Annotated in this window: 17 protein-coding genes; 12 read left to right on the top strand and 5 right to left on the bottom strand. The window is 60.5% G+C overall.

Annotated features, from left to right (window positions below):
- Positions 1-48 precede the first annotated feature (48 nt).
- From CAL20_RS07720 to CAL20_RS07730, 3 genes are all read left to right on the top strand, one after another.
- Entirely contained in the window at positions 49-1,542 is a 1,494-nt protein-coding gene (locus tag CAL20_RS07720) for a CoA-acylating methylmalonate-semialdehyde dehydrogenase (RefSeq protein WP_094820253.1), read from the top strand.
- Between the two features lie 436 nt (positions 1,543-1,978).
- Positions 1,979-2,923 (top strand): CysB family HTH-type transcriptional regulator, encoded by a 945-nt coding sequence (locus CAL20_RS07725; RefSeq protein ID WP_094820254.1) that lies wholly within the window; start codon positions 1,979-1,981, stop codon positions 2,921-2,923.
- Between the two features lie 247 nt (positions 2,924-3,170).
- Entirely contained in the window at positions 3,171-3,482 is a 312-nt protein-coding gene (locus tag CAL20_RS07730) for a DUF2325 domain-containing protein (RefSeq protein WP_094820255.1), read from the top strand.
- Positions 3,483-3,651: 169 nt separating this feature from the next.
- On the opposite strand, the gene CAL20_RS07735 is transcribed toward CAL20_RS07730, so the two are convergent.
- Positions 3,652-4,296: a C40 family peptidase gene (locus tag CAL20_RS07735; protein ID WP_094820256.1), complete on the bottom strand. Its 645-nt coding sequence runs from the start codon at positions 4,294-4,296 to the stop codon at positions 3,652-3,654.
- Between the two features lie 259 nt (positions 4,297-4,555).
- Between CAL20_RS07735 and CAL20_RS07740 the strand changes: the two genes are divergently transcribed.
- From CAL20_RS07740 to ltaE, 6 genes are all read left to right on the top strand, one after another.
- On the top strand, positions 4,556-6,445 hold the full coding sequence (locus CAL20_RS07740) for a propionate--CoA ligase (RefSeq protein ID WP_094837553.1): 1,890 nt from the start codon (positions 4,556-4,558) through the stop codon (positions 6,443-6,445).
- Positions 6,442-6,849 (top strand): heme-binding protein, encoded by a 408-nt coding sequence (locus CAL20_RS07745; RefSeq protein WP_094820258.1) that lies wholly within the window; start codon positions 6,442-6,444, stop codon positions 6,847-6,849. Before CAL20_RS07740 ends, CAL20_RS07745 begins: the two co-directional genes overlap by 4 nt.
- A complete protein-coding gene (locus CAL20_RS07750) occupies positions 6,846-8,186 on the top strand; it encodes an MFS transporter (RefSeq protein WP_373558282.1) in 1,341 nt (446 codons plus the stop codon). The genes CAL20_RS07745 and CAL20_RS07750 overlap by 4 nt, the downstream gene beginning before the upstream one ends.
- Positions 8,187-8,630: 444 nt before the next feature.
- A complete protein-coding gene (gene acs / locus CAL20_RS07755; protein ID WP_094837554.1) occupies positions 8,631-10,610 on the top strand; it encodes an acetate--CoA ligase in 1,980 nt (659 codons plus the stop codon).
- 112 nt (positions 10,611-10,722) lie between these two features.
- Positions 10,723-11,607 carry a DMT family transporter gene (locus tag CAL20_RS07760; protein WP_094837555.1) on the top strand — a complete coding sequence of 295 codons (885 nt, stop codon included), beginning with the start codon at positions 10,723-10,725 and terminating at the stop codon, positions 11,605-11,607.
- Positions 11,608-11,678: 71 nt separating this feature from the next.
- A complete protein-coding gene (ltaE, locus tag CAL20_RS07765) occupies positions 11,679-12,689 on the top strand; it encodes a low-specificity L-threonine aldolase (RefSeq protein WP_094837556.1) in 1,011 nt (336 codons plus the stop codon).
- A 42-nt stretch (positions 12,690-12,731) separates the two neighbouring features.
- On the opposite strand, the gene CAL20_RS07770 is transcribed toward ltaE, so the two are convergent.
- Together CAL20_RS07770 and CAL20_RS07775 are read right to left on the bottom strand one after the other, a co-directional pair.
- Complete coding sequence (locus tag CAL20_RS07770) at positions 12,732-13,559, bottom strand: alpha/beta fold hydrolase (RefSeq protein WP_094837557.1); 828 nt, start codon at positions 13,557-13,559, stop codon at positions 12,732-12,734.
- A gap of 76 nt (positions 13,560-13,635) precedes the next feature.
- Positions 13,636-14,616, bottom strand: coding sequence for a Bug family tripartite tricarboxylate transporter substrate binding protein (locus tag CAL20_RS07775; RefSeq protein ID WP_094837558.1), 981 nt, complete (start codon positions 14,614-14,616; stop codon positions 13,636-13,638).
- Between the two features lie 133 nt (positions 14,617-14,749).
- On the opposite strand from CAL20_RS07775, the gene CAL20_RS07780 reads away from it, so the two are divergent.
- Positions 14,750-15,718 (top strand): LysR family transcriptional regulator, encoded by a 969-nt coding sequence (locus CAL20_RS07780; protein WP_094837559.1) that lies wholly within the window; start codon positions 14,750-14,752, stop codon positions 15,716-15,718.
- Between the two features lie 24 nt (positions 15,719-15,742).
- On the opposite strand, the gene CAL20_RS07785 is transcribed toward CAL20_RS07780, so the two are convergent.
- On the bottom strand, positions 15,743-16,579 hold the full coding sequence (locus CAL20_RS07785) for an NAD-dependent epimerase/dehydratase family protein (RefSeq protein WP_094837560.1): 837 nt from the start codon (positions 16,577-16,579) through the stop codon (positions 15,743-15,745).
- Between the two features lie 3 nt (positions 16,580-16,582).
- Complete coding sequence (locus tag CAL20_RS07790) at positions 16,583-18,229, bottom strand: electron transfer flavoprotein-ubiquinone oxidoreductase (RefSeq protein ID WP_176456457.1); 1,647 nt, start codon at positions 18,227-18,229, stop codon at positions 16,583-16,585.
- 102 nt (positions 18,230-18,331) lie between these two features.
- On the opposite strand from CAL20_RS07790, the gene CAL20_RS07795 reads away from it, so the two are divergent.
- Together CAL20_RS07795 and CAL20_RS07800 are read left to right on the top strand one after the other, a co-directional pair.
- On the top strand, positions 18,332-18,787 hold the full coding sequence (locus tag CAL20_RS07795) for an acyl-CoA thioesterase (protein ID WP_179266631.1): 456 nt from the start codon (positions 18,332-18,334) through the stop codon (positions 18,785-18,787).
- A gap of 124 nt (positions 18,788-18,911) precedes the next feature.
- Positions 18,912-19,610 carry a CoA transferase subunit A gene (locus CAL20_RS07800; RefSeq protein WP_094820263.1) on the top strand — a complete coding sequence of 233 codons (699 nt, stop codon included), beginning with the start codon at positions 18,912-18,914 and terminating at the stop codon, positions 19,608-19,610.
- Positions 19,611-19,621: the final 11 nt, after the last annotated feature.

Raw genomic sequence — 19,621 nt, forward strand, 5'->3', positions numbered from 1 at the left:
ACGGGCTGCGCGGGAGCGCAGCGGATTTTTTCGGAATAAGGAGTCATCATGAGTGAAGTTCCCAACGTCCCGCTACTGATCGGCGGCAAGCTCGTGCAGTCCAAGACGACAGAATGGCGCGACGTCATTGACCCCGCCACGCAGAAAGTTGTCGCCCGCGTCCCCTTTGCGACGCGTGACGAGCTGGATCTCGCGGTAGCCAATGCCAAAGAGGCCTTTCAGACCTGGCGTAATGCCGGGCAGGGCGCACGCATGCGCGTCATGCTGAAGCTGCAGCAACTGCTGCGTGAAAACACAGGCAAGCTCGCCGAAATGATCACGCGCGAGCACGGCAAAACCCTGCCTGACGCCGAGGGCGAAGTAGGCCGCGGCCTGGAGGTCGTAGAGCACGCATGCTCGATCGCCAACCTGCAACTGGGCGAATACGCCGAGAATGCAGCGGGCGGCATCGACGTCTATACCCTGATTCAACCGCTGGGCGTGTGCGCCGGCATCACAGCGTTCAACTTCCCCGTGATGTTGCCGTGCTTCATGTTCCCCATCGCGGTGGCGTGCGGCAATACCTTTGTGCTCAAGCCCTCGGAACAAGACCCAACGTCATCACTGTTCCTCGCCCAATTGGCCCTGGAGGCAGGCTTGCCGCCGGGCGTACTGAACGTTGTGCACGGCGGCCCTGAAATCGCCAACGGCCTGTGCGAACACCCCGACATCAAAGCCGTATCCTTCATCGGCTCGACCCGGGTAGGTTCAGAGATCTATCAACGAGCCTCCAACGCCGGCAAGCGTTGCCAGGCCATGATGGGCGCCAAGAACCACTGCGTGATCTTGCCGGACGCCGATCCCGAAGTCGCGCTCAACCAACTGATCGGCGCCGCGTTCGGCGCAGCTGGTCAGCGCTGCATGGCCGCATCGGTTGCCGTGCTGGTGGGCGAGGCCCGCAACTGGCTGCCTGACTTCGTCGAGCGCGCCAAACGCCTGAAAGTCAACGCCGGTACCGACCGCGAGGCCGATCTGGGCCCGCTGGTATCGCCCAATGCCAAAAAACGCGTCGAGAGCCTGATCCAGAAAGGCGTGGACGAAGGAGCCAAACTGTTGCTCGATGGCCGTAACCTGAAAGTCGCCGGCTTTGAAGAAGGCAACTTTGTCGGCCCGACCGTGTTCGACGGCGTGACCGAAAACATGACCATCTACACCGAGGAAATCTTTGGCCCCGTGCTATGCGTGGTAGGCGTCGAAACCCTAGAGGACGCCGTAGCGTTCATCAACCGCAATCCCAACGGCAACGGTGTCGCGCTATTCACCCAAGACGGCGGCGCCGCCCGTTATTTCCAAAACAATATCGACGTAGGCCAAGTCGGGATCAACATCCCCATCCCTGTACCCGTAGCATGGTTCAGTTTCACAGGCTCTCGCGGCTCAAAACTGGGCGACCTGGGCCCGAACGGAAAACAGGCAGTCCAGTTCTGGACCCAAACCAAAACAGTCACAGCCCGCTGGTCCGCGCACGGAAGAACGGTAAACACCACGATCTCAATGCGCTGACTCCCAGTTTGGTCACAGGGCGGGCTCCACCCCATGGAGCCCAACCAGCCACAGGAAACCTCCGCGAGCCCTCTAACGCGAGTTTGCCGCAGCCGGGCAAGAGGGGTGGGCGGGCCTGTTGGGAGCTGCCGAGTCCGCGAAGGATCGGCGGGGGAAGTCCGGGGGCCATGTCTGAGCGAAGCGAGTTTGGCCCCCGGCCCGCCGATCCTTCGCGGACGTAGGCCGAGTCCCCGTTCAGGGGACGAGTCAGCGGACCAGGCCCGCCCATCCCTCTTGCCCGGCTGCGGTAAACGTCTTAAGAACGCCGACTAATGCCCCGCAACAGCCAAACCCCATGCACCAATGCAGGGACACATCCGCCTCTAAGTTTATAAATACAAGTAATATAAAACACCTTCTATATAACCTATAATGCCCCAATCTATCCGGGGCCATTATGAACCTGCAACAATTCCGTTTCGTCCGCGAGACCATCCGCCGCGACTTCAACCTAACCGAAGCAGCCCGGATGCTATACACCTCACAACCGGGTGTATCAAAGGCCATCATCGAGTTCGAAGACGAACTCGGCATCAAGATCTTCGAACGCCATGGCAAGCGCATCAAAGGCCTGACCAAGCCCGGCCTGGCAGTGTCCCAAGTCATCGACCGCATCATGCGCGAAGTCGACAACCTGAAAAAAGTCAGCGACGAGTTCGCCCGCCGCGACGAGGGCGGCCTGGTCATTGCATGCACCCATACCCAGGCCCGCTACCTGTTGCCGCGCGTAATCCCGGACTTTCGCAAACAATTCCCCAAAGTGCACCTATCCTTGGCCGAAGGCAGCCCCGCCCAATTGGCCGAAATGGTGTTGCACGAACAGGCCGACCTGGCACTGGCGACTGAATCATTGGCGCTGACGCCAGGCTTGGCGACCTTGCCCGTCTACGCCTGGGAACACACCGTCGTCGTCCGGCCGGATCATCCCCTGGCTGAACTGACCTCCAGCGCCGCAAAAAACCTGACCCTGGCGCAATTGGCCGAATATCCCATCGTGACCTACGACCGCGCCTTTACCGGCCGCAGCACGATCGACGAAGTATTCGCCAGCCAAAGCATCCATCCCGATATCGTGCTCGAGGCTATTGACGCCGACGTGATCAAAACCTACGTCGACGTCGGCCTGGGCATAGGCATCATTGCCGGGGTCGCCTACGATCCACGCCGCGACGGCAATCTGGTCGGCCTGCCGGTAGGGCACCTGTTTGGTACACACACCACGCGCGTAGGCGTCAAAGCGGGCGTATTCCTGCGCGACTACGTCTACACCTTCCTGGAAATGATGGCGCCTGCGCTGACGCGTCAGGTCGTCACCGACGCAGTGCAGGGCAGTCGCGAATAAACGCGGATTTCCTTGTGTTGCAGATATACCGGCCCGGCTTCATGCCGGGTTTTTTTATCGCATTTCCTGTCATTTCCGGCTTAGCTTATTACCGATTTATGTGACTTCTTATCACGTTTGAGAGCCTTGCTATGCCAGATCAAAAGCCGATAAAAATATTAAATAAGAACCGATCTCATTTGTGTTGACTAAAAAATAGGAATCATTATCATTAACTCCACTTCCTCAACGATCTGGAGTACACATCATGACAGCAGCGCTTAGCGCAGTGGTAGTAGGCGCCGACAGGCTGGGCAATATTCCAGACCTGCTGAAAGGGCACAACATATCGATCACGCATCACATCAGTGGTCGCGATCCGTCTCACCAGAAAAAAACCCTGCAACTGCCTTCGGGCACCCAGCTGGTCATTTTGCTGACAGATTTTCTGGGGCACAACGTAATGAAGACCTTCCGGAACGCGGCCCAGCGCGGTGGTATCCGGGTGGTGGCATGCCGCCGTTCGGTCTGCAGCATGCAGCAGGCTTTGCAGCAGTGCGGCCTGTGCGGCCTGCATTGATGGCGCGCCTATTCGGGCCCGATGTCAGCTGTTGCCGATCGGGCCTGTTTTCGTTTGATGGCACGTAGCGTGCCGAGCGGTATTCACGCAACAGATGGCGGGGCCTGACACTCCCGCTTGGTTTGTACCAGCGCTTTCTATGGCGCGATGATTCACCGAGATGGAGTCATCAACGCCGTGTATTACCGGCTGCCGCCACCAGATTGCCATCGAGACGCCGGGCCCCGTTATAGCGTTTGGCCCAATATTTCATAGTCATTTTCTCGATGCGAACCACGCCGCCTGCGCTGGGCGAGTGCACGAAACGGTCATCGCCCAGATAGATTCCTACATGCGAATAGCGCCGCCCTAGAGTATTGAAAAACACCAGATCACCGGGCCGCAGTTCTTGTTTGTCGATCGACGTGCCTACCAACGCAATGGCCGATGCGTTGCGGGGCAGTTTCAACCCTAAACCGTGTTCGGCACTGTAGGCCACCAAGCCGCTGCAATCAAAGCCCGTGTCGGGCGATGAGCCACCGAAGCGATAGCGTATGCCAAGCTGATCCAAAGCTGTGTCGATCAATGGATTGGCAATAGCCTGCTGCCGTTCGGCACTGATGGTACGGCGAGTGGTGGTGGAAGTGGCCAGCGCCCCGATGGGATCGCTCGACAATGACGCGAGTTCGATATCCTGTTCATCCAGGATGCCTGCGTCAGCATTGTGGCGAGTGGTGCTCGCGCAACCCGCTAGCACCACGCAAAGCGCAGCAATCAGTAAACCCGGAATACGATAAGTAAAGCGGTCGCTTTGCGTGTGGTGCGCGCGCGTCATGAGTGCCGGTGTGGGCCGCCCCGCAGAAGGGCATCGCCGTAAAAATGTGGGATGCCGCGATTCTAGCAAATGCTTGGTTTCAAATTGGGTAAATACTTACACCAAATAGCCTATTTATTTTCTATTTCCCGCAGAGCAGCGCCAAATCAGCCCGATATCTACGGGAATACCCCAGGTTCAGCGGCAAGTCTGATGCAAGCTTTGACCGCGACAATAGCGCAAACGAGACCAAAGCGTCCGCATATCACCGGAGACAGGTATGCAAAGAACCCGCGATTTTCACCGCCGTTCCATTGACGACCGCGATGCCTTCTGGCGTGCCGAGGCCGAGCGCATTCATTGGGAAACGCCTTTCGAACAAGTGCTGGATTTTTCCCGTCCGCCTTTTGCCCGCTGGTTTGTCGGGGGGCAGACCAATCTTTGCTACAACGCCGTTGATCGTTGGGTGCCGCAGCAGGCCGACCAGCCCGCACTGATCTGGGTGTCTACCGAGGTCGATAAAGAAATCACGTACACGCGCCGGCAACTGTATGACGAGGTCAATGCCGTGGCCGCCATGCTGCGCGAGCAGGGCGTGGGCCGTGGCGATCGCGTGCTGCTTTATATGCCGATGGTGCCCGAGGCCGTGTTTACGATGCTCGCCTGCGCGCGTCTGGGGGCGGTGCATTCGGTGGTGTTTGGCGGGTTTGCCTCGGTGAATCTGGCACAGCGCATCGATGACGCGACGCCGAAAGTCATCGTCTCGACCGATGCCGGCTCTCGGGCAGGCAAGGTCGTGCCGTACAAGCCTTTGCTCGACAAAGCGCTCAGCCTGTGTACGCATCCGCCGGGCGCGGTGATCGTGCTGGATCGCGGCTTGGCGCCGTGCGATCGTCAGCCGGGCCGCGACCTGGATTATGCCGAGCTGAGGCAGCGTCACGACGACGCCCAGGTGCCGGTGCAATGGCTGGAGTCTTCCGAGCCCAGCTATATCTTGTACACCTCGGGTACGACCGGCAAGCCTAAGGGCGTGCAACGCGACGTGGGTGGTTATGCCGTGGCGCTGGCGTCGTCCATGGAATATCTGTTCGATGGCAAGCCGGGCGACACCTATTTTTGCACCAGCGACATAGGCTGGGTCGTCGGGCATTCCTATATTGTGTATGGGCCGCTGATCGGCGGACAGGCGACGGTCCTGTACGAAGGCACGCCAGTACGTCCCGATGGGGCAATATTGTGGAAGCTGGTCGAGCGCTTTGGCGTCAATACTCTGTTTTCGGCCCCGACGGCGGTGCGCGTGCTAAAGCGCCAGGCGCCCGAGTTGCTGTCGCGGCACGATCTGTCGTCGCTGCGTGCGGTCTATCTGGCCGGCGAGCCGCTCGATGAGCCGACGGCACAATGGATTTCGCAAGGGCTGGGCAAGCCTATCATCGACAATTATTGGCAAACGGAGTCGGGGTGGCCAATCCTGTCGGCCCAGCCTGGGGTTGAGCGGGTACCGACGCGCTTTGGCAGCCCTTCATTCCCCGTGTACGGCTTTGATGCCCGCATTGTCAGCGAGCAAACGGGTGAGGATCTGGGCCCGGGCGAAAAGGGCGTCGTTGCGATAGCGCCGCCTCTGCCGCCCGGTGCGATGTCGACGATCTGGGGCGATGACGAACGGTTCGTGCAGACCTATTTCACCTCGATTCCCGGCCGGCAGTTGTATTCGACCTTTGACTGGGGGCGGGTCGATGAAGACGGTTATTGGTTCATCCTGGGCCGTACCGATGATGTGATCAATGTGGCGGGTCATCGCTTGGGGACGCGAGAGATCGAAGAGTCCATCAATAGCCATGCGGGGATTGCCGAGTGTGCAGTCGTCGGCGTCGCGGATTCCTTGAAAGGCCAGGTGGCGATGGCCTTTGCTGTACTGAAAAATCCCGCGGCCGCAGAACGGCCCGACGATGCACGCGCGCTGGAAGGCGATATCATGCGTGTGGTAGAGGATCAGTTGGGCGCGGTGGCGCGCCCGGCCCGTATCCGGTTCGTGTCTGCATTGCCGAAAACGCGCTCGGGCAAAGTCCTGCGCCGCGCGATCGTCGCGGTGTGCGAGGGCCGGGACCCGGGCGATCTCACTACGATCGAAGACCCGACCTCTCTTGAACAAATAAAGGATTCGTTGCAATGAAAAGCAAACCCGTATTGACCGCCGAAGACGTCAAGAAAATCCTGGCGGCCGCCGAAGCGCATGCCGTCAAGAACGGCTGGGCGGTGACCATCTCCGTGGTGGACGACGGTGGGCATACATTGGGTCTGCTGCGTCTGGACGGCGCCGCGCCGATTTCCAGCTACATTTCGCCGGCCAAGGGCAAAACCGCTGCGTTGGGCCGCCGCGAGTCCGCCGGCTATGAGGACATCATCAACAATGGCCGCTATGCCTTTCTGTCGGTTCCGCAACTCGAAGGCCTGTTGGAGGGCGGTGTGCCCGTGATCGTCGACGGCGAAGTCGTAGGTGCGGTGGGCGTGTCCGGGGTGAAATCCTCCGAAGACGTCGAAATCGCTCGCGCAGGTATCGCCGCGCTGGGTCTGTGACACAGCCTTTACCGCCACAGGCTGGCGCAACCGAGAGCACGCCGGGTAAGGTCTCGAGCGCGTTGAATCCTGGCGTGGCGCGCCGCGAGGTATGGGCCTGGGCGATGTATGACTTCGCCAATTCGGGCTATACCACCGTGATATTGACCACGGTGTTCAGCACGTATTTCGTCAGCGTGGTGGGCCAGCGCGCCCATTGGGCCACGCTGGCGTGGACGGCAGCGTTGTCGTTGTCATATTTGTTGATCATGTTGACCATGCCGCGGTTGGGCGCCCGTGCCGATGCACGGGCCGCCAAGCGGCGATTGCTCTATACCAGCACCATTGGCTGCGTCGTGGCCACTCTGGTGCTGACCCAGGCCGGACCGGGCGACGTGTGGCTGGCACTCGCAGCGCTGGCCGTGTCCAACTACTGCTATTGCATCGGCGAGTCCGTCGTCGCCGCCTTCTTGCCGGAGCTGGCGCGGCCCGATGCGCTCGGCCGCGTGTCGGGATGGGGCTGGAGCTTTGGCTATTGCGGCGGCATGCTCACGTTGGGCCTGTCCCTGGCTGCGGTCACCGTAGGCGAATCGCGCGGATTGACCGCGTCCGAGTACGTGCCGTGGGTCATCGTCATCACTGCGGCGGTCTTTGCCCTGGCTGCTTTGCCCTCGTTTTTCCTGTTGCGCGAGCGGGCCAGGCCGCAGGGCATGGCGCTCAATGCGCCGGGGATGCTGAGCCAGCTGGCCGCCGTCTGGCGCGATACCGGCATCCACTATCCCGAATTTCGCCGATTGCTGATGTGCGGCGCCTGCTATCAGGCCGGCATCGCCGTCGTCGTCACCCTGGCTGCCGTGTATGCGGACCAAGTCATGGGCTTTACCATGCCGCAGATCATGCTGCTGGTATTCACCGTCAACATCGGCGCCGCCGTCGGCGCTTTCAGTTTTGGCTACGTACAAGACCGTATAGGCCACAAACGAGCGTTGGCCATCACCCTCGTCGGCTGGATCATCATGGTGTTGGTGGCCTATGCCGCCGTGACCGTTGCCGTATTCTGGGTCGCTGCCATCCTGGCTGGCCTGTGCATGGGCACAAGCCAGAGCGCCGGCCGCGCGATGGTAGGCGCACTCGCACCCGGCAAACGCCTGGCCGAATTCTTTGCCCTCTGGACCTTCGCCGTACAACTGGCCGCCGTCGTCGGACCATTGACGTATGGCCTGGTCACCTGGTTGACGATGGGCAATCATCGCCTGGCCATCCTGGTCACAGGCATCTTCTTTGTCGGCGGCCTGTTGCTACTGACCCGCGTCGACGTACGCCGCGGCCTGGCACGCCGCGCCCAAGAACCCGCGTAAATCGTCACTGCACAAACATCCGCGAACAGCAGAAATCGCGAGCCAGAGGCTGCCGTGTAAAAGCCCCACCGGCCCGTAGAGCGGCGATTCAGCCTCGCGCAGCGAGGCCGAGGCCCCTGCTCACGGGCCGAGTCGCCGCGATAGGGCCGGTGGGGCTTTTACACGGCGGCCTCTGGCGCCAAAAGAACTCTACAGGCTGCAGTAACGCAATCCCGACCCCCCCTCAAATCCACCCCACGCGTTCTCATCCCATGCTGCACCGCCATAAAACAGCCCTCACCAGACTGTTATCCTTACACCAACAGCCGTGCCCCACGCATCCGCGCAGGCTCGAAAGCCCCAAGCGATCCGCACCATCGTAAGGTGCCCGTAAGAGCACGGCGATACGGTTAGGTATAGCCAGCATCGCCATACCTAAAACACCATGCATTCGGAGACAGAACCATGTCCAACACTATCGAGTCCGTCCTGGTCGAAACGCGCGTATTCCCGCCGCCCGAGCGGGCAACAAAAGGCGCCCGCATCGACAGCCTCGATGCCTATCGGGCCCTGTGCCAGGAAGTCGAACAGGATTTCGACGGGTTCTGGACCCGCCATGCGCGCGAACATCTGACCTGGACCAAGCCCTTTACCGAGGTCCTGGACGAATCCAACGCACCGTTTTACCGCTGGTTCGGCGACGGCGAACTCAACGTGTCCGCCAACTGCCTCGACGTGCACCTGACCAATGGCAATGCCGATAAAACCGCCATTATTTTCGAGGCCGACGACGGCAAAGTCACCAAAGTCACCTATCGCGAACTGCTGGCGCGAGTCAGCCGTTTTGCCAATGGCCTGAAATCTCTCGGCTACAAGACTGGCGACCGCGCCATCATCTACATGCCCATGTCGATCGAGGCCGTCGTCGCCATGCAGGCCTGCGCACGCCTGGGCGTCACCCACTCCGTCGTGTTCGGCGGTTTCTCCGCCAAGAGCCTGCAAGAGCGCATCGGCGATGTGGGCGCATCGGTCGTGATCACTGCCGACGAACAGGTGCGTGGCGGCAAGACCATCCCGCTCAAGCCCGCCGTCGATGAAGCCATTGCCATGGGCGGCTGCGACGCCGTGACCAAGATCGTCGTCTATCGCCGTACCGGCGGCAACATCCCCTGGACCGAAGGGCGCGACCTGTGGATGCATGACGTCGAATCCGGCCAGTCCGACACCTGCGAGCCCGTGCCGGTCAACGCCGAACATCCGCTCTTCATCCTGTATACCTCCGGCTCTACCGGCAAACCCAAGGGCGTGCAGCACTCGTCGGCCGGTTATCTGTTGTGGGCCTTGCTGACCGTCAAATGGACCTTCGATGCGCGTAAAGACGACGTCTATTGGTGCACCGCTGACGTAGGCTGGGTCACCGGCCATACCTACATTACCTACGGGCCGTTGGCCGCGGGCCTGACGCAAATCGTCTTCGAGGGCGTGCCCACCTATCCGGATGCGGGCCGTTTCTGGGACATGATTGCGCGGCACAAGGTCACGACCTTCTATACGGCGCCGACGGCCATCCGTTCGCTGATCAAGGCCTCCGAGGCCACGCCATCCACGCATCCGAGCAACTACGATTTGAACAGCCTGCGCATCATCGGGACAGTCGGCGAACCGATCAATCCCGAGGCCTGGATGTGGTACCACAAGAATGTGGGCCAGGAGCGTTGCCCCATCGTGGATACCTGGTGGCAAACCGAGACAGGCGGTCATATGATCAATCCGTTGCCAGGCGCCACGCCTACCAAGCCGGGTTCGTGCACTTTGCCGTTGCCGGGGATTGCTGCGGCGGTCGTGGATGAGACCGGCAACGATGTCGAGCCGGGCAATGGCGGATTCCTGGCGATCAAGCGCCCGTGGCCATCGATGATCCGCACGATCTGGGGCGACCCCGAGCGCTTCAAGAAAAGCTATTTCCCGCCTGAGCTCAACGGCTGCTATCTGGCGGGCGACGGCGCGCAGCGCGATGCCGATGGTTATTTCTGGATCATGGGCCGTATCGACGACGTGCTGAACGTGTCAGGCCATCGCCTGGGGACAATGGAGGTCGAGTCTGCGCTGGTCGCGCATGAGTTGGTCGCCGAGGCCGCTGTCGTCGGCCGTCCCGACGACACGACCGGCGAGGCCGTCGTGGCCTTTGTCGTGCTCAAAGGCGCACGCCCCGAGGGCGATCAGGCGCAAGCGATTGCCAAGCAATTGCGCGACTGGGTTGGCAAGGAAATCGGCCCCATCGCCAAACCGAAGGACATCCGTTTCGGCGACAACCTACCCAAGACCCGCTCGGGCAAGATCATGCGCCGTTTGTTGCGTGTCGTGGCCAAGGGCGAGGAAATCACGCAGGACGTTTCCACGCTGGAGAACCCCGCCATTCTGGGTCAGCTGTCGAAATCCGTGTGACTGTGACGCCAGCGCCTCATCCGGCGCTTTCTCCGACAGGAGTATCATCGAGTGCGCTCGATCCGATTGACATCGGACCGAGCGCTTTTTATTTTCTTTGACGAGTTTTCCAGTGAGTAGCAGCAATTTCGATAGGGCCGGCCTGGTTTTGATGTTCACCACGATTGTGGTGTGGGCGGGAAGTTGGATATCGATGAAGCTGCTGGTCGCGTACATGGGGCCATTTCAAGTCGTGGCCGCACGGTATTTGATTGGCGCGGCGGTGTTGTTCGCCTTGCTGATCGTGTTGCGGCGGCCGTTGGCGATGACGCCATGGAAATTGACCTTGCTCACGGGGTTGACGCAAACGGCAGGATTTCAGACATTGGTTCAATTGGCCTTGCTCAGCGGCGGTGTAGGCAAGGTCTCGGTATTGGCGTACACCATGCCGTTCTGGGTAATTCCGTTTGCATGGCTTATTCTGAAGGAGCGGCCGACGGCGCGTCACGGCGTGGCAATTGCGTTGGCCGCGGCGGGCTTGGTTTGTTTTCTGCAGCCGTGGAGTGGGATGGGGGATTGGGCTTCGGCTGTCCTCGCGCTCGCCGGGGGCCTGAGCTGGGGATTGGGAACCGTGCTGTCCAAACGCATGTTCGATCTGCACGCACCGGATTTGATGACCTTTACGACGTGGCAGATGTTGCTGGGAGGATTGCTGACAGTGCCTGCCGCGATCTGGGTGCCTCATGCGCCGGTGGTGTGGGGATGGGAGGTCGCTCTGGGACTGCTTTATACCGGCCTGATTGCCACCGCAGCGGGATGGCTGCTGTGGTTGTCGGTGGTGCGCCGTGTGCCCGCATCGATCGCGGGCTTGTCCAGTCTGGGCGTGCCCATCGTGGCGACACTGCTGGCCTGGCTGCTGCTGGGCGAGCAGCCGGCGATGGTGGAAATAATGGGAATGGCGCTGGTCATGGTGGGTTTGGTCGTAGTGAGCCGAGCGCCTCGTAGTAAAACCAAGTAAACGATCGGCGGCCTGGTGGCCTCGCCTCTTTTTCCTGGCGCAGTGACGCTGGGGTATATCGGGAGCTCTTGATGATTGATCTGCGTAGCGATACCGTCACCCGTCCGACCGCAGCCATGCTGCAGGCGATGGCCAATGCACCGGTGGGTGATGATGTGATGGGGGCGGATCCTACCGTTCAACGGCTGCAGCAAACGCTGGCCGAACGCGTAGGCAAGGAAGCGGGATTGTTTTTTCCGTCGGGCACGCAGAGCAATCTTGCGGCGTTGATGGCTCATTGCGGGCGAGGCGACGAATATTTGGTGGGCCAGTTGGCGCACACCTACAAATACGAAGGCGGCGGGGCCGCGGTGTTGGGCAGTATCCAGCCGCAGCCGATCGAGCATGCCTCTGATGGCAGTCTGCCGTTGGAAAAGTTGGCAGCAGCGGTCAAACCCAAAGGCGATCCGCACTACGCGCGTACGCGCTTGTTGGCGCTGGAAAATACCTTTCAAGGCAAAGTGATTCCCGCGGCCTATATCGACGAGGCCGCTCAGTTTGCGCGTGAGCATGGATTGGGGTTGCATCTGGATGGCGCGCGTGTTTTCAACGCGGCGGTTGCGTCGGGCCGTACTGCGCAGGAAGTGTGTGCGCCTTTCGATAGTGTGTCGATCTGTTTTTCCAAAGGCCTGGGCGCGCCCGTGGGGTCTGTGCTGGTGGGCAGCAAGGCCCTGATCGATGAGGCACGCCGTTGGCGCAAAGTGCTGGGCGGCGGAATGCGGCAGTCTGGCTTTCTGGCGGCGGCGTGTTTGCATGCCCTGGATCATCATGTCGAGCGTCTGGTGCAAGACCACGAGAACGCTGCGTTGCTGGCAGAGGGGTTGCGCGGCATTGAGGGGGTCAAGGTGCTGGCCCAGAATACCAACATGGTGTTTGCCGAGTTCGCGCCCGAGCACACCGAAAAGCTATCGCTAGCCTTGCAGGAGCAGGACATCATCATCCGCGCGGTCTATCGCGGTCCAACACGTATGGTGACGCACTTGGATGTGTCGCAAGATGATATCCGCAAAGTCGTCCATGCTGTCCGGGCGTATTTTGGTTGATGTGATCAATTGGGGCGTGGTGGAGAAAACACCACGCACCCGTTAGCAGGTTGATGTGGATTGACGCGATCGATCATGCACGCGGCGCAGAAAACCCAAGACCCGTTCATTGAATTCGGCCGGCTTTTCAAAATAAGCAGAATGCCCGGCTGCCTCGACCACAAATAGATCACTGCCGTTGATCTGCTGCTGGACCTCTTGCATCACGGCAACAGGCACCAAAGGATCGACACTGCCGACAACGAGCAGGGTGGGGCAGGCGACCTCTCGCAGGCGGTCTACGGCGAGCAGATACTCCGGCTTCATCAGATTCATCATTGCTGCGCCCCAGGCCTCTCGAGAGTATGTGTGCGCACTGGGGTTGAAGTGATTGATCTGCGCGTACAGGGCAGCCCTGTCCGGATGATGGGCCAGAAACCAGGCGCCTAATGATCGTTGTTCGACGGTCAGCGCTTGTGTGGTGGTGACGCGTTTGGCCAAAAGGTCCAACAGGACAGGATGATCAATGGCCAAGGTCGTATCGCAGGCGACAAAAGCCGAGATGCGTTCTGCATGGTCCAGCGCCAAGCGCAGGCCCACCATGCCGCCCAGCGATTGGCCCACGATACTGACGCGTTCAATGTTCTCCGCATCGAGGATGGTCAATACATCGTCGACAAACAGATGGAACTGGAATTCCTCCAGCGGCGCGACGGAGCGGCCAAAGCATCGCTGATCGAGTGTGATGCAAGTGAATTCAGTCGAGAAAACTGGCAACTGCTGCCACCATGTGGCGGCGTTCGAGCCGGCACCGTGGCAAAACATCACGGCAGGGCCGTTGCCGTGAAGCTCATAGTAAATCTCGCGGCCGTGGGAAACAACGAAAGGCATGATGGGCTCGTGAACGTGAACGTGAAGGGACGAGGGTGGCGGCTCGTTGGCCGCCAAGCATGAGAAACGCAATGGCCTAGTTGGCCTTGATGTTCAGGCTGTGGGTCAACTGCCCCCAGCGTTCGGTGTCGCTGCGTACCAACTCGGCGTATTGCGCGGGGCTCATCGTCATCGGGACCATGCCCAGGGCAATCAACTGCGATTTCAGCTCGGGGTCTTGCATGGCTGTTGCAATGGCCGCATTGATTTTATTGACGATCTCGATGGGCGTGCCTTTGGGAGCCGACAGCCCGACCCATGCGCTGACCGTAAGCTGGGGATAGTTCAGTTCTTTGAATGTCGGGACGTCGGGCAGCGCGGGATCTCGTTCGGCCGATGAAATCGCCAGAACCTTCAGCGTGCCTTGTTTCACATAAGGTATCGCGGTATTGGGCGGGACCACAATGGCGGGGACGACGCCGCCGAGCACGTCCTGCAGGGCTGGCGCGCCGCCTTTGTAGGGGACATGGGTGAGCGAGATGCCAGCCGTTCGTTGCAGCGATTCCATCAACAGATGTGCGGTGCTGCCTACCCCCGAACTGGCGTAATTGATTTTGCCGGGCGACTGTCGTGCCTGTTCGATCAGGGCCTGCAGGCTGCCAATGCCGGCATCGGCGCGGACGACGAGCCATTGCGGGCCCGCGCCGATCGAACCGATATGAGTGAAATCCTCGTTGATATCGAAGGTCAAGTTGTCGTAGATGCCCGCCGAAATCGTGTTGACCATGCCCGTCATCGTCAGGGTGTAGCCGTCGGGTGCGGCGCGCGCGCCAGCTTGTGTGCCTATGATGTTGCCGCCACTGGCTTTGTTTTCGATCACGACAGGCTGTTGCAGCGTCTGGGACAAGGAGCGCGCCACGGGGCGAATGGTGGCGTCGTAAGCGCCGCCCGGCGGCGAGGGGACGATGATGCGGATGGTTTGAGTGGGCCAGTCGCCGGTTTGGGCTGCAGCGGCCATTTGCGTCCATAGCAGACCGGCAGCCAGCAGGCAGGCTGCGCGGCGGATGCGCGAGTGCATTGAATGTCTCCGTCTCGGTTTTATGTGTGTCGCTTGCCCAAAGGCGTGCGGTCTATTGTGTTTTGCGATTTGCAGGCTATCTTGCCTTTGCCAGGCTATAAACGATAATTAAAATTTTGCCGAAGATATTAGTGTGACTAACCCATCAGCCAGCTCAGCCTCGATCCTGCTCAACCGGCTGCTGGCGCGGGGCAAGTTTCGCCACATCCAGATCTTGATCCGGCTGGCAGAGCTGGGCAGCCTCGGGCGTGCGGCAGAGGCGATAGGCGTGACTCAATCGTCGGTCACGCAGACGTTGGCGCATCTCGAGGATCTGTTGGAGACGCCGCTATTTCATCGTCATGCCCGGGGAGTGCACCCCACCGATGCTTGCCGCGATCTGCTGCCGCTGGCCACACAGGTGTTGCTCGGCGTGACCGAAAGCGCCGAGGCTATCGCGGCGCGCCACCGTCATGGCGATGGCCGGGTGAGGCTGTTGGCGTCGCTTGCCGCGATCAACGGGCTGTTGATGAAAGCGATGGGTGAATTCAATCGCCAATGGCCGGGGATTCAGATTCATCTGCAAGAGGGGGAGCGCGATGAGCAGCTCAATGCGATTGCGCGCGCCGAGGTGGATCTGATTGTCTGCCGGCGGCCGCCCGTCATTCCGGGAGGCTGGGAGTTTCATCCCTTGTTGGCGGATCACTTCGTCATCGTATGCCGCGCCCAGCATCCGTTGGCGCACCTCGCCGCCAGGGGCGAGACGCCGTCACGGACCGCCTTGCAGCAAGCGGTATGGCTGGCGCTGCCAGCCGGCTCGGCTGCACGTGTACATCTGGATGAGTTCGCCGCGTCACGCGGCGGTGATTTCCGGATACACCCGCTCGTGACTCGCACCCCTACGATGATGTGGTGGCTGTTGTTGCAACATGACCTGCTGGCGATTTTGCCCTACACCCTGGTGTCGCCACTGTTGCAATCCGGGGAAATGAAGGCTTTGCCGATGGAGGGGCAGACGGCGTTGGAGCCTCTGGGATTGCTGCAGCCAGAAAATGAACTGGTGCCGTCGGCGGAAGTGTTCAGCGCCTTCATGCGGGGCAGGCGCTTTGATTCGGAGGCCTGAGCCATGCAGCGATGGCCGATAGATTCAGCGCAATAGTGCCGCGTAGCCAGCGCGCGAGTCGGGCCATTGCGGCGTCCAGCCGCTGGCTTTGAGCCGCGCATTGCTGAGTTTTTTGCTGCCCACATTGGCGGGCGCGGGGCCTTCGCCAGGAGGCTGTGCATGAATCAACGCTGCCAGATGCTCGTAAAGCTCATGCAATGGCAACGGCGTATCGTCGCCGCCCAGATATAGCGCCTCCGGATGTGGCAGTGCCAGCAGATGCACCACTGCCGCGGCAGCATCGTCGATGTGCATTCGATTGGCCCAGTGCGGCGGATGCCGGGGTGCGCGCGCCGATCCTGCGCGGATCCGTTCGATCAACTGCAGACGGCCCGGGCCATACAATCCGGCCAGACGCAGGCTGACCGAGGATACGGACTGCGCGCCCAGCCAGCGTTCCGTGTCGAGCAAAATGCGACCGTTAAAGCCCGCAGGATCGGTGGGCGTTGTTTCATCGATCCACTCGCCATGGTGTTCTCCATACACGGCAGTCGATGATACGAACAAGACCCGTTGCAAGGCCGTGTGATCCAGCGCAGTCAACAGTGCGGGCAATCCCTCTTGAAAGACCGCGCGATAGACATCGGGATCGCGCGAATCCGGTGCGGGCAGGTAGGCGACATGCGTGATGCCAGCAGGTAGTGTGGTGAGTGTTTCCGGGCGCGTCAAATCACCTTGCAGCCAACGTATGACGGGCTCGAGCCCGTCATCGCGTGGGGGCTGGCGGCGCAGTGCCCAGACTTCGGCGCCGCGTGCCGACAGGCGCTGTGCCACACGCAAGCCCAGATCTCCGCAACCTGCCAGCAGCATGCGCTCGGTCATGGATCACATCCCGCTGTAGACGGGGCCTTCGCCGCCTTGAGGTGCGACCCAGACGATGTTCTGCGTCGGGTCCTTGATATCGCAGGTCTTGCAATGCACGCAGTTCTGCGCATTGATCTGTAGACGGTCGTCGCCATGGTCGTCTTTGACGAATTCATACACCCCGGCCGGACAGTAGCGCGATTCCGGGCCGCCGTATTTGGCCAGGTTGACCGCCACTGGTACGTTCGGGTCTTTCAGCGTCAGGTGGACGGGCTCGTTTTCATCATGGTTGGTGTTCGAGATGAAGACCGAGCTAAGTTTGTCGAACGTCAGCTTGCCGTCCGGTTTCGGATAGTCGATGCGCGCGCATTCCGAGGCAGGCTGTAGGCAGGCATGGTCGGGCTTGGTGCGGTGGATGGTCCAGGGAATATTGCCCTTGAGGACGAACTGCTCGATGCCTGTCATGATGGTGGCGATCGTGCGGCCTTTTTTGAACCACTGCTTGAAGTTGCGCGCCTTGTTCAATTCGGTGTGCAGCCACGACGATTCGAAGGCAGCCGGGTAGGCAGATAGCTCGTCTTGTTTGCGGTCGGCGACGACGGCGTCAAACGTGGCATCGGCTGCCAGCATGCCGGTCTTGATCGCGGCGTGGCTGCCCTTGATGCGCGATGCGTTCAAGAAGCCCGCCTCGCAGCCGACCAGCACGCCGCCCGGGAATGTGAGCTTGGGCAACGACAGTAATCCGCCCGCCGTGATGGCTCGTGCGCCGTATGCAATGCGTTTGCCGCCCTCGAAGGTGGGGCGGATCGCCGGGTGCGTTTTGTAGCGCTGGAATTCGTCGAAAGGCGACAGCCACGGATTGGCGTAATCCAGACCCACGACCATCCCGACGGCGACCAGGTTGTTATCCAGGTGATACAGGAACGAGCCGCCATAGGTATCGGCATCCAGCGGCCAGCCCGCCGTGTGCACCACGAGGCCCGGGCGCGATTGCGCGGGATCGATTTCCCACATTTCCTTCAGGCCGATCCCGTAGGACTGGGGATCGCGGCCTTCGTCGAGCTTATAGCGTTCGATCAACTGGCGGCCCAACTGGCCGCGCGCGCCCTCGGCAAAGATGGTGTAGCGCGCCAGCAGTTCCATGCCGGGCTGGTAGTGTTCGGTATGCGAACCGTCGCGTGCCACGCCCATGTCGCCCGTGGCCACGCCACGCACGGCGCCATTCTCGTCGTACAGCACTTCAGCAGCGGCAAAGCCAGGGAAAATATCGACGCCAGCTGCCTCGGCCTGTTCGCCCATCCATTTCACGACGTCGCCCAGGCGGACGATGTAATTGCCGTGATTCTGGAAACAGGCCGGCAAGAGCCAATTAGGCGTGCTGCGCGCGCCCGTCTGGCTCAGGAACAGGAACCGGTCCTCAGTGACAGGTACATTCAGCGGCGCGCCCTTGTCTTTCCAGTCAGGAATCAATTCGGTCAGTGCCTGCGGGTCCATGACCGCGCCAGAGAGGATGTGAGCACCGAGCTCGGCGCCTTTCTCCAATACGCACACGCTCAGCTCGTGATTTTTCTGGGTGGCCAGTTGCTTTAAACGCAGCGCTGCGGCCAAGCCAGCCGGCCCGCCACCCACGACGACCACGTCATATTCCATCGACTCGCGTTCGGACATTACTCCAATCCCCTCTAATGGTGCCTTCTGATGTTGCAAGGAAGTATTATCATCGATTGTATTGCAATGCTGCGGTGCAGTAATTTTCTAGGAGTTCACTCCGTGAGTCAGGAGCTTTCGGGCCCGCGCACCCTTCAGGTGGGCGATTGCCATCATGTCGAGTTGCCCATGCGCTGGGGCGATGCCGACACGCTCAATCATATGAACAACACCGTCTACTTTCGCATGATGGAAGAGGCGCGTATGAAGATGCTTTACGGCAGCGGCATGGTGCTGCCGTCCGATCAGGGCTTTATCCTGGCACATGCATCCTGTGATTTTGTCCGATCTTTCACGTACCCCTGTGACGTGCGCGTCACGCACAAAGTCACCCGCATTGGCCGCTCCAGTCTGGAAACGGACTTGATCCTGTGCAAGGCCGGCGACGACACCGGTCTTTACGCTAAGGGCCGTACGGTGATGGTCTGGATCGATTATGGCGCGAATTGCTCTGCGCCGCTGCCGGATGAGGTGCTGCGGGCATTGGCCGCCGTATGCGTGCCCGCAGAGCGGGCCTAGCGTCTCACGCCCGCCAAGCCGCTACAATCGACGCAAACATCAAAAGCAGTCAATAGTTCGACCGGGCGCGCCACCCCTTGCAGCCGCGCCTATCCAATTTGGAATGTCATTAGGAGTTGGAGAGATGGACAAAGTGTATGCAAGCGCCGCCGAGGCGCTGGCAGGTGTCGTCAAAGACGGCCAGATGATTGCCGTGGGCGGGTTTGGCCTGTGCGGCATTCCCGAGGCGTTGATCGCTGCACTGCGCGATTCGGGTGTGAAAAACCTGACCTGCATCAGCAACAATGCCGGGGTGGACGGGTTTGGCTTGGGCCAGTTGCTCAATACCCGCCAGGTGCGCAAGATGATCGCCTCGTATGTGGGCGAAAACAAGGAATTCGAACGCCAGTACCTGGCAGGCGAACTCGAGCTGGAATTCACGCCGCAGGGCACGCTGGCTGAAAAACTGCGTGCTGGCGGTGCGGGTATTCCGGCGTTTTTCACCCGCACGGGCGTGGGTACGATCGTGGCCGATGGCAAAGAGTTGCGCGAGTTTGACGGCCAGCAATACGTCATGGAACGTTCCTTGGTGCCCGATGTGTCGCTGGTCAAGGCGCATATCGCCGACCGCAGCGGCAATCTGGTGTTCCGCAAGACCGCACGTAACTTCAATCCGAACGTGGCGATGGCGGGCAAGATCACTGTGGTCGAAGTCGAGAAAATCGTCGACACAGGATCGCTCGATCCCGATCAGATCCATCTTCCGGGGATTTACGTGCATCGCATCGTACTGAATGCGAATCCGGAAAAGCGCATCGAACAACGCACCACTCGCCCGGCCTAAGGAGAAGACGA

The organism is Bordetella genomosp. 4 (assembly GCF_002261185.1).
Taxonomy (GTDB): Bacteria; Pseudomonadota; Gammaproteobacteria; order Burkholderiales; family Burkholderiaceae_B; genus Bordetella_A.

Coding starts and splice junctions, on each gene's coding strand:
- acs (WP_094837554.1), top strand. CDS start 8,631: ATGTCCAACACTATCGAGTCCGTCCTGGTCGAAACGCGCGTATTCCCG.
- CAL20_RS07735 (WP_094820256.1), bottom strand. CDS start 4,296: ATGACGCGCGCGCACCACACGCAAAGCGACCGCTTTACTTATCGTATT.
- CAL20_RS07740 (WP_094837553.1), top strand. CDS start 4,556: ATGCAAAGAACCCGCGATTTTCACCGCCGTTCCATTGACGACCGCGAT.
- CAL20_RS07720 (WP_094820253.1), top strand. CDS start 49: ATGAGTGAAGTTCCCAACGTCCCGCTACTGATCGGCGGCAAGCTCGTG.
- ltaE (WP_094837556.1), top strand. CDS start 11,679: ATGATTGATCTGCGTAGCGATACCGTCACCCGTCCGACCGCAGCCATG.
- CAL20_RS07775 (WP_094837558.1), bottom strand. CDS start 14,616: ATGCACTCGCGCATCCGCCGCGCAGCCTGCCTGCTGGCTGCCGGTCTG.
- CAL20_RS07800 (WP_094820263.1), top strand. CDS start 18,912: ATGGACAAAGTGTATGCAAGCGCCGCCGAGGCGCTGGCAGGTGTCGTC.
- CAL20_RS07745 (WP_094820258.1), top strand. CDS start 6,442: ATGAAAAGCAAACCCGTATTGACCGCCGAAGACGTCAAGAAAATCCTG.
- CAL20_RS07730 (WP_094820255.1), top strand. CDS start 3,171: ATGACAGCAGCGCTTAGCGCAGTGGTAGTAGGCGCCGACAGGCTGGGC.
- CAL20_RS07770 (WP_094837557.1), bottom strand. CDS start 13,559: ATGCCTTTCGTTGTTTCCCACGGCCGCGAGATTTACTATGAGCTTCAC.
- CAL20_RS07790 (WP_176456457.1), bottom strand. CDS start 18,229: ATGTCCGAACGCGAGTCGATGGAATATGACGTGGTCGTCGTGGGTGGC.
- CAL20_RS07785 (WP_094837560.1), bottom strand. CDS start 16,579: ATGACCGAGCGCATGCTGCTGGCAGGTTGCGGAGATCTGGGCTTGCGT.
- CAL20_RS07725 (WP_094820254.1), top strand. CDS start 1,979: ATGAACCTGCAACAATTCCGTTTCGTCCGCGAGACCATCCGCCGCGAC.